Source organism: Streptomyces capillispiralis (assembly GCF_007829875.1).
GTDB lineage: Bacteria > Actinomycetota > Actinomycetes > Streptomycetales > Streptomycetaceae > Streptomyces > Streptomyces capillispiralis.
Map to the genome: position 1 here is coordinate 7,144,959 of NZ_VIWV01000001.1, position 14,074 is coordinate 7,159,032.

Here is a 14,074-nt window from a genome sequence, read left to right on the forward strand (position 1 = left end):
CCCGGCGCCGGCCTGTCAGGAGATCTGTTCGTATAGGGCCCCCTCTGCCTCCCGTAGCTCGCGCTCGACGGCTTCGGTGAGGTTCGGGTTGTCGATGAGGACGCCGAATTCGACGTTGTTGTTCTCTGCGCTCCAGGAGAAGTTCGCGCTGGTGACCAGGAGGAGGTGGTGGTCGATGGCGAGGAACTTGGCGTGATTGCGGACGTATCCGCCGTCGAATTCCTTGGTCCGCCATACCTCGGCCGGAGCCAGGTGGGCGGCTACCTCTGTGGTCGAAGGGGCCCAGTGTTGTCCGCTGCCGTCGGCGGCCCGGGTGTCCATGTAGACGCGAACGGCGACGCCGTCGCGCTGTGCGGCCGTCCGCAGTGACACCCAGAGTGCCGAGCTGCGCTGGAAGTTGAAGGTGGAGCAGGTGATTGCGTGGCGGGCGCTGTCCACGAGGCGGGTGACTGAGGTGGTGAGCGGCCCGCTCTGGGCGAGATGTCCGGGCATGGTCCACAGCGGTGACAGTGTGGTCGGAAGTGCCCGTGCCCCCTCGATTGCCCGCAGGACTAGAACCTGCTGATACGTCGCTCGGGCGTCTCGGGCCACCGCCTCTAGTAGCCGCCGGATCTCTGCTCGCTGGCCGACCGCGACGACCTTGAGTGCGGTGGTCAAGGTGTCGCCGTCGGCCAGGCGGTCGGCTATGTCCTTGGCCTCGGTTCCGGTCAGGAGCCGCCCGAGCTGGCGCGGCGCGTCCGCGTCACTCATGAGCCTGGAAGAAGCCGAGGTCGCTGCCGGGCAGGTCGAGCAGGAAGCGGCGGTCGAGGAAGCGGTTGGCGCGCTCGCAGGAGGTTTCCGAGGCCATGACGCAGCAGTGGCACGCGGCGCCGTGGAGGAAGTCCTCGGGATCCTGTGGGGTGCGCTTGGAGCAGATGGGGTCGGAGGAGCAGCGTGTGGCCTTGCGCAGCGCGCTGCTGACGACCCGCTGGAGGCGCGTTGGCTCGCTGAGCTGTACGAGGCCGCCGAGGGTGCCGTCGCTGTCGGATGCGGTGGTGCAGATGAGAAGGCCGGCCGCGGGGTCGCGGCCTTCGTTGGCGGGCCATGCGTAGAGGCGTTCGCTAAGGCTGGCGGCCGAGTAGCCGCAGGTCAGGGCAAGCTCGCGGATGAGGATGTGAGCAAGGGTGTGGACGAGCCAGTAGCGCGGGGGCTTCAGACGGCTGTCGGGGTCGATCTGGCCAGCGGTGTCGGAGAAGCGGCGCTCGAAGTTTCTGCGGTGTGCCTCGCGGTGGAGCTTCCACAGGTCGGTGTCCAGGACGCGCTTCTCCCAGGCCGCGACGGCGTTTTCGTCGAGCTGGAGGAAGATGCCTTCGCCGCGGTCTTCGGTGGCCACGGTCCATGTCGGCCGGGACGTACGCGTCAGTGGGGCCAAGCGGCGCGGGAGGTCGCCGACGCGGTCCATGTCGTCGATGCGGGTGAAGCCGACCAAGGCATTCACCTTGCGGAGGCGTTCGACCGCGAGCACACGGGTGATCTCAGGCTGCAGGGTGTCGCCCCGGTTGCGGGTGGCTAGGGTGAGCCCGCTCTTGGGGTCCGCGACGCGGGTGCCGACGATGTCACGCAGCAGGTAGCGCCATTCGGGGACGAGGAGGTCGACCGGGTCCCAGTCGCGGAGCTTCTCCTCCTGTTCCTCCGGGGTGTCGGTGGGGGCGGAGGCAGCCTGCAGGACCTGCTCCAGGTCGTGGTCGGACAGGCTGGTGACGTCGACGCCGCCGTCCATGCCGAGAAGGTCTCTGATCAGGTCGAGGTTGTCGCGGTACTTGGCGAGTTTGTCGCCCAGCGCGGTGCGGACCCGGTCGGCGAGGTCGCTGGCTTTCTCCTCCTGGGATTCCGGCATCACGATGATGGACTGGGTGGCCGGGAACCACAGGTTGGAGGCGCCGACGAGCATCAGCCGGGTCTCGTTGCGGCAGCCCTTGGGCTCGAAGGCGTCCAAGTGGGGGTGGCGTCCGCGGCACTGCGGGAGTTTCGCCCTGCCGGCCTCGCCCTGGGCCTCGTTCATGGGCCGCCGCATGTCGCAGGACGCGCAGTGGATGACGGCCGAGGCGCCCTTGCCGGCGGTCCGGTCGACCATCTTCAGGACGGGTAGCTCCGCCTGGGTGCACGGCTGTCCGCGGTGCACCCACAGGTCGTACGGGAACTCGTCCAGGTGTCCGTCGACGCAGGCCAGCAGATACCGGGCTGGGATGGCGGTGCGGCGCATCGGCTTGCGGGTGCCGGCGCCCGCGCGGCCCGTGCACTTGGCGTGCTCGAAGACGGCCAGGTCGGTGCGGAAGGGGTGCGTGTTGCGGTAGTCGAACTGGGTGAGTAGTCCGAGCATGTCGCAGCCCGTGCAGCGCAGCCATTGCGGGAAGACCCGGGAGGGGACTCCGAGGTCGTTGCCTTCGGCGGACCGGCTGTGCTTCTTCGGCTGCCAGGGATACGGCCGTAGCTGCACGTCGGGGGAACGCAGCATCATGCGGACTACGTCACGCAGGCGGGGGGCGTGGATCTGCGGGGGTGCGGAGTCGCGGCGCCGCCAGATGCGGTCCCAGTCGTCCAGGCCGGTGGGCATGATCGTGAACTGCGGCAAGTCCATGATCGCGCCGGGGCCGTAGGTGTAGAGCAGGGAGGAGGGCCGGGCGGAGCCGACCTTGGCACGGTTGTGCTTGGTCGCCTTCTCCGCCTCCTGTTCCAAGTCGCCCAGCGGGTCGACGGCGTGGGCGACGTCGTAGACGAAGCGCGTCTCGTCACTCACGAGTTGTCCTCCGGCATCTTCCACTGAGGGGCATGGTCAGGTGCCCGGTACACCAGCCGCTCCTTGATCGGGCTCACCAGGAGGTTGATCTCCGGCTGCACCTCGCGCATCGAGTTCGCCACGATGAACGGCGCGGCGTCACGGGTGTCGATGCCCGCCTTGGCGTTCTCCGCGCTCATCATCAGCGCGTCGTGCCGACCGTCGTCCAAAACCCTCTCGTACACCAGCGACTTGCGGTCCTCCATGAGGCTCTTGCGGCGCTTGCCCCATTGGTCGAGCCGGTTTTCCAGGCGCAGGCGGGCACGGGTGGCGGCGTCCTCGTCGCCGGCCCGCGCGACGCGACGGACGAGGGCGTCTACGAGTTCGCCCGCGAAGTGCTGCTCGGCCTCGATACGGGCTGCCCCGTCCTCCGGGGACAGCCCCTGGCCAGCCTTCGCTGCCTGCAGGACCCGGGCGGCGCTCACTAGCACGCCGTCCAGGCCGCGCTCCAGAGAGGTCACCGAGAACGGGGTCACCGACAGCGCCTCCACCTGGGCGTAGAACGTCTCGTGGTAGTGGCGGAACTGTTCGAAATGGGCGAGGTCCCTCGGCCGCGCCCAGTTCCCGAGTGCGACCACCAGCCCCGGCCGGTCCGCCGTACGGCCGACACGGGAGGACGCCTGGATGTACTCCGCGGTGTTCTTCGGCTGCCCGACCACGAGCATCAGCCCAAGGCGAGTCACGTCCACACCCACCTGGAGCATGGAGGTGGCCAGAACCACGTCGTACGGATTGACCTCGCGCGTGGGCTCCGGCTTCTTCGCCTCCCTGAGCGCGCGCCGGTTGCGCTTGCCCGCGGTGGAGTCGAAGCCCGGGTCGAATGCCGTCGCCATCTGGTCCAGGGTCGCGGTGATGTCCGCGCTGGCCACGCGCGAGGTCAGCTCGGCGACGTGCAGCGAACCGTAGTCGGTTCCGGTGCGGCGGGGGAGCTTCGACCAGGGGCGGCCCTTGGCGAGCGCGGTTTGAATGTCGTCGCTCATGTATCGGGCCATGCCGGCGAGTTCACGGGTGGCGCTGAAGTAGCCGACCAGGGTCATGTACGGATCGGCCGCGCGGCTGGAGCGGTCGAGGAGCAGCTGCCCGGCGGCTAGGAGAACCTCGGCGACCCGGATCTCCGCTGTGGTCAAGCGCACCCCGGTGGTGCTGATCCCGACGTACCGGCGCCCCGGGTGCTTCTCGGAGACCGGGATCTCCTTGGAGAAGTAGGTGTTCCCGGCGTCCAGGACCTGTGGCGGGAAGATGGTGACGTCGCGTCCGTACAGCGCGCGCACCTGCTCGGAAGCGTTACGGGCGGTGGCCGTGGAGGCGACGAGGAGCGGACGCACCGGGCGTCCCTCCTTGGTCCGCCAGTCGGTCATCGCGTCGATCGCCACCTCGAATAGGCCCACCGTCGTGCCGAGTGCCCCGGTGATCAGGTGCAACTCGTCCTGGATGACCAGGTCCGGGGGGCGTAGCCGCGTGGCCGGGTGAAGGGCGGCCGCCGGCCAGCCGTCCTTCTTGGGGTGCTTGCTGCCGTCCTTGATGTCGCACTGCTGATAGTCGGGATGCACGAATCCGTGCCGTTCACAGCGTCGCGAGACATGCCCGAACAGCGAGGCGGCCTCGCCCTCCCGCGCCAGGCGGGCGAACTTGTCCACCGTGGCGATGACGAATGCCGGCGCGAGCCGGTAGATCTCCTCGTCGACCGTGAGCACCGGCAGCCCGTCCGGGACTTCACCGCCGTCGGCGAACGGGCAGTTGGCCAGCTCGTCCCCGCAGTACACGTACACCCGGCGCAGCGCGGGCTCCGTGCGCACATCGCGCGCCTCGACCCGCGTCCCGCACCACGGGCAGCGCTGGATCTGCAGCACCGTCAGGCGATATCCACGACCCCCATGGGCCTTTTGCAACTGCTCGGCGGCCTCGTCGTACCGTTTCGGGCTCACATCGGTGCCGACCCACAGCCCGATCCGGAACGGCTCCTCACCCCACGTCGCCACATCATCGCGCCGCGCCAGCTCCGCCGCGCACACCAGGGCGGTGGCGCGCTGGAACTGCTGGGCGGTGAGCAGGCGCAGCGTGTACCGCATGAGGACGGCGACCCCGGACCGTCCGTCCAGCGGACCGTCGAATGCATCCACGAGGCCCTGGCGGCGCCGGATCGCGAACGTGTAGGCGGCCAGACCCAGATACGCCTCCGTCTTGCCACCACCAGTCGGGAAGAACAGCAGCTGCGCCTTGGCCAGATCCCCCGACCGCTTCTCGGCCGCCGGGTCGGACAGCAACGGCAACTGCATGAGCACGAAGGCGAGCTGGAAGGTACGCCACGAATGCGCCAAGGCCCCCTTCTCCGCGAGGATAGCCTCGCGAGCCTCGTCGATGCTCTCCTCCGGCCGACTCGCCCGCCTTTCCGCGACCTGGGATTGGACGCGCTGATCGGCCATCACCCGGTTCATGAACCGGAAGCAGCGCAACGCCTCCTTGTCCCCGAGGAGGTGCTTCAGACCCTCCTCAAGCTGGCGTTGCACCCGGCGCGCCTCGGTGACCGCGTCCAGGCCCTCGGACCGCAGATGCTCCGGAAGAGCCTTGGCCCGCTGCTCCTCGCCGTCCAGCCAGTCCGTGTAACCCGCGACGATCGGCTCAAGACCCGTACGCAGCTCGTCGATCGACACCTCCTGGAGCTTGCGCATGTCCAGCAGAGCCGCGCCGATCTCCTCGGCGGCCGTCTGCGGCGTCTCACTCACCGGCAGCCACGTCGTCCACACCTCGCTGGCCCTGCGCGCCCCCTCGGCTACCTTCCAGTCCACCGAGCAGGTCCGGCCATGGGCGAACTCCAGACGGTTGCGGTACTGAAGCCGCAGGCGCCGCACTTCGTCGTCCGGCTCCTCGCGCGTGTCCAGGAGTACGTCATTGACCGGCAGGAACGCCTCAGCTCCACCAGCCGACACCGACAGCTTGGTCTGGTACAGCCACGCCTCGACCGGGATCTTGCGAGGCGTCTCCCGGTCGTTGCACAATGCCACCTCGATCAGCCGGCAGTCACGCTCGGAGTCGTCGTATCGATCCACCCGAAGCAGGACCTTGTCCTTGAGCACGATCTCGCTCGTACGGGACGGCTTCAGGTCGGCAACCTTGATCGCCTTCGCTATGGCGTGCGGGGTGCGCTGGAAACGACGGAGCGCCGGAGCCGGTGCCGCGCCCTCGCCGTCTTCGGTGCCCTCGCCACGCTTCTCCTTCACCGGCTCGTACGTGCCCCACGAGGCGGTCACCGTGAACTCGTCGAGATCGTCAGGGATCTGGAAGCGCAGCCCCATCGACGCCGGGATCATCAACCCACGCTTCTGCGGCTGGTCCTCCACCTCGTCCTCGTCCGAACTCGCGCTGCTGTCGTCGACGGCAGTGAGCGGCACACCCCGGCTCTCGGCGGCGTCCACAGCGTCACCCACGTCGGTCGCAGCGTCGTCCGATCCAGCCTCGCCTGGGTCGTCCTGGCCGGCGGTGAGGCGCACGGGCGCGATCCGGCCGATCAGGTACGCCGAGTCGGGGACACCGTCAAGGACCTCGTCCGGGCCGTTCGCCGGGCCGAGGAGCTCACGCTCCAGGATGTCGACCAGATTCTCGCGGGCCGTCCAGGAACGGTCGTCGGGTTCGAGGGCGAGACGGTAGGCCGGGGCCTGCGGGGCACCGGCTGAGGGTTGGGCACTGTTGTGCCCCGGGGTCGTCACTCGTCATCCTCCTCATCCTCGGTGCCCTCATTGTTGCCGGTGGGGCTGACAACGCCCTGCGAGGCGGCACGACGATGATTCTCTTCGAGGAGGCGGTCGAGGATCTCTACCCGAGCGGCAGGGCTCACCGTCCAGCGTTCCATTTGGCGGTATGTGTGGAATCCGTGCTCCAGCCGGACGTCATCCCAGCCGTAGGCCGCCATGACTGCTTGGTCGAGCTCGACGTGGATCTGGCGAAGGCGGGCTACATCGGGGTCTGCGGCGTCGGAGATGGCGGGGTCGTTGACCAGATTGTAGAGCTTGGTGAGGCCCAGGTTGCGGCGGAGCATGATTTCGCGGCGCTCGGCGTGGAGGGTGCGGCCGGCATCGGCGAGCTCATCTGTGGCTCTTGGCTGAGGGAAGGTATCGAACACATCAGACGGCGTGTACCGAGGGTCATTTCGCATGCCCGACCCGTACTTGATGGCCCAAGTTTGATGCAGCGAAGACGACAACACCGCCTGAGCTGCATAGGATTCCGTAGCGAACACTCCCAACATGTGACTACAGACTTGTTTCGCTGAGACACGCACCGGCATCACTGTCTTGCTTACCAGAGCGATCACGAGCAATTCGTCCAGGTCTGCGATCGCCTTGCGCATCGCAGGGCGCTTGTCTGCGTACTGCCACCACCGGTCTCGCAGTACCTTCCGGTTGACCTTCTGGCGATCAGCCTTAACAGACTGGAGTACACGCTCATAGGGAAGTGGGTATTCCTTCGCCTTCTCTTCGGTGCGGTCGAAGAAGTCGATAACCCATCGTGACGGCGAGCTATCCGGGCGGGAATTGAGATCCTCACCATTGAGGTAGGGGAATAGAACGTCCTTGTTCCGTGGATCGACCTCGATCCACGCTGCGGCTTCGTCGGGCTCCAGGACGAATCCCATGCCCAGCACGTAGCAGCCGATGTACGCAACTCCCTTATTCTCCACCAACTGGACCGGATGACCGTCTACCTGGCCGCCCGGTTCCAGCAGTGTAGAGACCCGCTTGACCTCGAGGTCCCCCTCAACCTCCGCGACGATCCGGGGCACCGCCGAGTTAATGTCGGCCCGACTGCCCCACACCGCCGAATACTCCAGATTAGCGCTAGCCGCAGGCCATGACCGGCTCTGGATGGCGCGGGTGATGGTGAAGTTCTGCGAGACCAGCTGGTCGAGGCCGACCTGTCGGGTGTCTCCCTGAGCGACCGTGTTCGTTGCGATCAGCCCGAGCCCTCCCCGCCGTGATAGAAGCTCATGCGCGCGCAGGAAGAAGTACGCCACCAGGTCCGCGCTCCCCTTCCTGCCTCCTGCTAGCGTGTTGACGAACCAATCGCGGGCGTTCGTTCCCACTGATCCGGTGAGCTTCTTCCCGCCCAAGAATGGTGGGTTTCCGATCACCGCATCGAACCCGCCCCTCTCCATCACATCTGGCACGGCGAGAATCCAGTGCAGCGGCTTCCAGCGTTCGTAGTCCGTCGTCACGATCGGCGTGAGGCCAGCCTGCTTGATGCCATCGAGCATCGCCCGGTCCTGGTCAGCCTCTCCGCCGTCGACCGGGTAAGCGCTCTCGACCGCGATGCGGAGATTCTCGTAAGCCGCCTTCAACTCCTTCCCGGGCTTTCCGCCCCACCGCAGCCCCGCCGCGATCACACCGTCCGCGACGTCGGTGAGCTGCGCGGTCAGCTCCTGGTACCGGCGCCACTGCCGCCGCTTGGTGGCGGCCGAGCGCTGTGGGTCGTTGTCGTCGACCTCGGTGGCGAGCTGGCGACGCAGACGGCTGGCTTGGTCCAGGATGTCGTCCACGTCCAAGGCGAAGATGCTGAGCTGGTTGCCGGCCGCGGCGGGGTCGATGTGGAGGCGACGTAGCTGGTCGGCGTTGGTCAGGCCGAGCAGGGCGTTGCCGTGGAGCACCTTGTCGTCGACAAACGAGAACGGGAGCTTCGGGTCCAGCGACACCAGCCACAGCGACAGCTTGCACATCTCCACGGCCATGCCGTTGATGTCGGCGCCGTACAGGCAGGTGGCGACGACGGTCCTTATGGCGTGGACGTGCAGGTCGTGCGGTGTCCTTCCACGTGCTTCGCCTTGGCGCTGCCATGCTTCGACGAGCCGGTCGGCGAGGTAGCGGGCGGCTGCGACGAGGAAGGCGCCGGAGCCGCAGGCGATGTCGGCGATGCGCAGGTCGAGGATCTGGTCGGAGTCGATGGGCCGCCAGGCGTCCTGGTCGGCGGTCTGGTGTGGTCCGGGCGAGTAGACGAGGGGTTCCAGCGCGTAGCGGACGACTTCCTCGGCCAGCGAGCGGGGCGTGTAGTGCGCGCCGGCCGAGGCGCGCGAGGGCGTCTCCACCAGCAGGACGCCGCCGGGCTCGACCACCAGCGGTCGGTTGCGCAGGTCTCGGCGGATGAGTCCGATGTACGGGCGCAGTCGGTCGCGCAGTTCGGGGTCGTCGGTGACGTCGCGCAGGGCGATCTCGGTGTCGTCGAGGGTGTCGCCCGTCTTCAGTGCTTTGGTGAGGGCGGCTTTGCTGGACGGCTTCGCGGCTGGCTGGTGCTGCTTTATCCAGGCGAGGATCGCGTCGGCCAGCGCGGTCTCGGTGTACTTGGCCTGGCTGAGTTCTTCGAGGGTGGCGAGGGGGATCTCGGGTTCGGATCCCGCGCTGCCGGTGAGTCCGACGATGATCTCTTCGGCGGGTTCGCAGGAGTAGCCGAGCAGACCTTCGTAGATGTAGCCGATCTGTTCGACGTCGATGTCACGGAAGGAGATCCGTCGTGCTCCGCCGGGCAGTTGGGCGATCTGGACGGCGCGCAGGACTTCGAGCATGACGCGGTCGCTGACCGTGATGGTCAGGGTGTCCTGCGAGTCGCAAGCGGTGAGGAACGGGAAGCGGGCCGGGTCGAAGAGGGAGCCGCCGTACTCGGGAAGGCGCAGGTCCTCGAAGCTCGCGCCCCGGTACAGGGCCTGCGAGGTGGCCAGGAGCCGGTGCCAGGTCAGGGACGTGGCGTCGAGGGCCTGTTCGCCTTCCTCCTTCTCGCGGGCGTCGAGGAGGTCGAGTTCGTCGCTGATGCCGTATCCCATCGCGAAGAGGCGGCTCTGAGGCAGCAGCCCGCGTTCTTCGGCGAAGAGGAGGAAGACGACGCGCATCATGACGGTGACGGCGGCCTCGTAGACCTCGCCCCGTGCCGCCGGCAGCGGGTCTGGCTCGCCGCGTCGCTGTGCGTCCAGGGCGCCTTCGGACAGGGCCTGGACGATGAGTTCGACTGCGCGGCGGACCTGGGTGCCGAGCGCTTCGGTGATCTTCTCGGCGGCCGTGACGGACTCGCCGAAGAGTTCCGTCAGCCGGTCCTGCGCTTTGCCGCCGACCAGGCGGCGGCGCTGGAGGAGTTCGATGAAGGCGTTGCGGGTCTGGGGCTCTTCGATCCAGGTCTGGGCATCAACGATGCCGGAGGCGACCATGGTCTGCGGGCGGGCGCTGACGATCGCCCACCAGCGGCCGTCGGTGACGACTCCGATGGGGACGTCCGAGGCGCGCAGCAGCTCTTCCATGCGGTCGATGGGGCTGGCCGACCAGCCGTCGGTGAGCGGATCGCGCAGGGAGTCCGTGGGGTCCGTGACCAGGACGAGAGCCCCGGTGGTGTCGCCGTGGACGAGCGCGCCGTCGGCGCGCACGGTGACGGTGTAATCGGGTGAGCGGACTTCGGCGGCGGCTGGGGCGGGCACGGTGTAGGAGGCGCCCCAGCGCAAGCCCTGGCGCAGGACGAGGTCGACCCAGGTGTCGCGGGCCTCGCGGTACAGGTCGAGGGCGGCTTCGTCGCCCCGGTGCTCGTCCCAGTTCTCCCATGCCTTCTCGAAGGCTGGCTTGGCGTCCTTGATGGCGTCGAGCGCCCGGGAGTGGGGCTGGGGGATGCCCTGGGGATAGACACGTTCCAGGGCGGGGACGGCGAGGAAGGGACCGTCGGCGTCGACGAGTTCGAGCCAGGCGCGGTGCAGGCCGGCGGCGGTCGGGGGGTAGCGGCGGCTCATGCCTTGACCATTCCGTTCTTCGCGTCTTCGGGGGCGAGGGCGAACACGACCGCGGCGGCGGATACGTAGGGCCTGATGTCGCTGTAGCGCTCCTGGATCGAGACGATCTCGCGCGCCTCCTCGTCGTCCAGGCTGTCCAGGCGCTCGTTCATGTGGTGCAGGTCCCGACGTCGCTGCTTCTGCTGGTCGTCGGTGAACAGAAGCTCTTCCTCAGCGCGGATGGCCTGCTCCAGGCGGTCACGGGACTCGCGCAGGTTGAGCCGGAAGGCGCCGAAGATCTCGTGGGCGCGTTTGATGTCGGCGTCCCGGCGCTGGGTGAGCGCCTCGGTGACCTTCTCCTGACGGCTGGCGCTCTTGCGTTCCATCGCAGTCAGCAGGCGTGTGCGCAGCCGGGAGCCATCGTCGTTCCACTGCTCGGCGAGGTGAGCTCGTACCTTCTCATCGGCGAGGAGCAGATCGGCGGAGTCGAGGGTCTCGTCGAGGACCTGCTCGACCTTGGACTCGGCAAGTGCCTGACCACGCAGCCGGACGCCCGTGAGGAACACCTCCTCGTGCAGGCGCAGCCCGCCGCGTCCGACCAGGACTAGCCGGGAGACGGCGGCGACACAGGACTCGGGAAGGCCCGGGGCGATGACGGCGGTGACCCGGTGCACCGGGGAGTCCGTGCTGAAGAGCGCGGAGCGCAGGGTGCGGGTGGCGCGCTGCATGAGGGCGTGCCCGAGGTGGATGTGGACCAGGTCGGTGCGGTGTTGCGCGGCCTGGTCGTCGAAGGTGATGGGGCGCGGGACGCCAGGCTCCAGGCGGGTGTCCAGGCCACGCAGGGCCGGCTGCCAGGAGCGGCTGAGGTTCGGGATCCCGAAGACCTGCGCCTCGGTGCGGTCGTCGCCGATCTCGACGAGCGGGGGCTGCGAGGTCAGCGTGAGCGCCGTGTCCACCACCCGGCGGGCGTTTGCGGGCGTGAGATGCATGGCGGCCTTGCTCTCGTGGTACGTCTCGGAGAGCTTGGTGAGCCGGCGGTTCAGCTCCATTCCGCCGGCCAGCACGCGGGTGATCACCTCGTTGCCGTCGTCCGGCGCGGTCAGCCGGGCCTTGCGCACCGTACGGGTGGGGGCGAAGTGTTCCTGCACCTCGGCATCGATGACCTGGTTGACCTTGCCGAGGTCCTCGGTGGCCTGCCCGACCTTGGTCGCGATGATCCCCATGAACTTCATGTCCGCGTCGTACGTCGTGGAGCTGGAGACCGGCACGAAGTGGAAGATCTCAGGGTGCTTCGTCTGCCCGTACCGGTCGATCCGGCCGATGCGCTGCTCCAGGCGGGACGGGTTGAAGGGGATGTCGAAGTTGACCAGGCGGTGGCAATGGGTCTGCAGGTCGATGCCCTCGCCGGCGGAGTCGGTGGCGAGCAGGACGCGGACGGGGTGCTTGTCCGGGCTCTCGGTGAACCGGGCGCGGATCTTCTCCCGCTCCTCGGTCGGGGTCGAGCCCTGGATGACCTCCAGTACGTCGTTGTAGCCGCGCTGCCGCAGGACGCGCTCGATCCATTCGAGGGTGGCCGCGTACTCCGTGAACACCACGACGCGTTCGTTGGTCCAATGGGTGCCGTCCGGCCGGCAGACTGCGGCGAGGAAGGTCAGCAGTTCTTCCAGCCGGGAGTCCGGCTTGTGCTCATAGCGGCGCCCCCACTCGATGAGCGAGGCGATTTCGCTGCTGGTGGCCGCGACTAGGGGGTCCGAGCCCTTGGAGTGGCGCAGCGCGGTGAACTCGGGGTGTTCGGCCGCGCCCTCCTCCTCGTCGGACTGGCCGCTGCCCAGCACCTCCGTGTAGTACTGGTCTTCGTCGTCCATCCGAAGCTTCCGGTCGCCGCCGTCCGCGCCCTCATACAGCTCAAGGGTGCGGGCGAACGACCACGGGCTGGACAGGAAACGCTTCTTCAGCAGCATCGCGACGATGTCGCCGCCCGAGCCCTTGCCGTTCGCCCGGGCACTGTCCGCCAGCAGCCGCTCCAGCCGCGCGAACTGCTGCTGCTCCTCCTCCGACGGCGTGAACGGGAGGGTCCCCAGCTTCCGTGTCTTGAACCCCTTGTCCGGCAGATCGGTCTTCAGCCACCGCACCATCACCTCCCTCAGTGCCTGCTCGTCGATGCTCGCGCCGCGGGTGAACCGGCGGCCGTCGATCATCTCCAGCAGGGCGGTGAACGACTCCGAATAGCCGTTGTGCGGCGTCGCGCTCAAAAACAGCCGGTGCTCGCATGCCTCGGCGAGCCGCATGGTCGCCGTCGTCCGTTTGCTGTCCACCGCGTAGCCGCGCTGCCCCGGTGCCGTCGTCGGACTGGCCGGCGCCACATGGTGCGCCTCGTCGACCACCAGCACGTCGAACGCGTACCGCCTGGCCGTGCCCGCGCTGCGCACATCGGCCAGCACGTCGCGCAGCAGGCGCTGCGCCCGCAGTGACGGCAGCCACGCCATGCTCACGATCACGCGCGGGAAGAGGCGGAAAGGGTTGGCGTTCAGCCCGTGGCTCCGCCGCACCTTCGCCATCAGCTCGCTGTTGACGATGACGAAGTCGAGGCCGAACTTCTCTCGCATCTCGTCCTGCCACTTCAGCGACAGGCTCGGCGGGCACACGATCACCACGGATCGTGCACGGTGCCGCAGCAGCAGCTCCTGCACGACGAGGCCGGCCTCGATGGTCTTGCCCAGGCCGACGTCGTCCGCGAGCAGCAGGTTCGTACGCGAAGACTGAAGGGCCCGGCTCAGCGGCACCAGCTGGTACGCCTCCACGTTCGCGCCGCTGCGGAAGGGGGCCTGGTAGGAGTTCGCGTCCGCCGAGGTGACCGCACCCCAGCGGACCGCGTCCACGAACGCGGCGAGGGTGTTCGGGTCGTCGAACGCTTCCGCCCGCACAGTATCCGGAAGGCCCTGGTTCGGGGCGAGGGTGTGCCCGACCTCCAGCTCCCAGACCACCGTCAGCTCTTGCCCGAGCCGGTCCTCGTCCAGCGACTGCAGGCTGACCACATGGGTAAGTCCCGGCATGCCCTCGTCTGCGGGGCTACGAGGAAGGCCCTGCTTCTGGATATCGGACACGGCCCAGGTGGAGCCCCGCACCTTGACGACCTGTCCCGGCTCCGGGACCGGCGGAACGGCCGCCGTATTCGGGGTGCTGCTCGCCGATCCCTGCGGATACTCCGTCGCCGTCGCCACCTGGGCAGACTCCTTCACCAATGCCGTCACTGCCGGAGCGTAACCACCCAGGCACATGGGGATAGCATCAGGCCGCAGGGGTCACAGAAACACCAGTATCTCCGACCTGGCTGCGGCCCGCTGCAAGTCCTCAGGACTCGCGAACACCGTGGTCAGCGGATTACGGAAGGGGCGTCTTGGCCAGGGCTCGTCAGTGCGGGCTTCCGCCCGCACCCCCGCGCGATCTCGATCAAGACACACTCGGGCTGGGTGCCCCCTGGTGGAATAGATGGCTCCCTGCCCTCGATCGTCACTTTCTATCCCTCACCCATG

The 14,074-nt window shown here is 68.1% G+C and carries 5 protein-coding genes; all 5 read right to left on the reverse strand.

The features are described 5' to 3' along the window. Positions 1-15: 15 nt before the first annotated feature. The 5 genes from drmC to drmD are packed head-to-tail and all read right to left on the reverse strand — an operon-like array spanning position 16 to position 13,762. Positions 16-750 carry a DISARM system phospholipase D-like protein DrmC gene (drmC, locus tag FHX78_RS31460; RefSeq protein WP_145870773.1) on the reverse strand — a complete coding sequence of 245 codons (735 nt, stop codon included), beginning with the start codon at positions 748-750 and terminating at the stop codon, positions 16-18. After that, complete coding sequence (drmB, locus tag FHX78_RS31465; RefSeq protein WP_145870774.1) at positions 743-2,776, reverse strand: DUF1998 domain-containing protein; 2,034 nt, start codon at positions 2,774-2,776, stop codon at positions 743-745. The genes drmC and drmB overlap by 8 nt, the downstream gene beginning before the upstream one ends. Next, positions 2,773-6,519, reverse strand: a complete 3,747-nt coding sequence (gene drmA / locus FHX78_RS31470) for a DISARM system helicase DrmA (protein WP_145870775.1) — start codon at positions 6,517-6,519, stop codon at positions 2,773-2,775. The genes drmB and drmA overlap by 4 nt, the downstream gene beginning before the upstream one ends. Beyond that, positions 6,516-10,562 (reverse strand): Eco57I restriction-modification methylase domain-containing protein, encoded by a 4,047-nt coding sequence (locus tag FHX78_RS31475; RefSeq protein WP_145870776.1) that lies wholly within the window; start codon positions 10,560-10,562, stop codon positions 6,516-6,518. The genes drmA and FHX78_RS31475 overlap by 4 nt, the downstream gene beginning before the upstream one ends. After that, a complete protein-coding gene (gene drmD, locus FHX78_RS31480) occupies positions 10,559-13,762 on the reverse strand; it encodes a DISARM system SNF2-like helicase DrmD (RefSeq protein ID WP_145872236.1) in 3,204 nt (1,067 codons plus the stop codon). Before drmD ends, FHX78_RS31475 begins: the two co-directional genes overlap by 4 nt. Positions 13,763-14,074: the final 312 nt, after the last annotated feature.

Excerpts from the sequence above, each read along its gene's own strand:
- drmC (WP_145870773.1), bottom strand. The coding sequence starts at position 750 with ATGAGTGACGCGGACGCGCCGCGCCAGCTCGGGCGGCTCCTGACCGGA.
- FHX78_RS31475 (WP_145870776.1), bottom strand. The coding sequence starts at position 10,562 with ATGAGCCGCCGCTACCCCCCGACCGCCGCCGGCCTGCACCGCGCCTGG.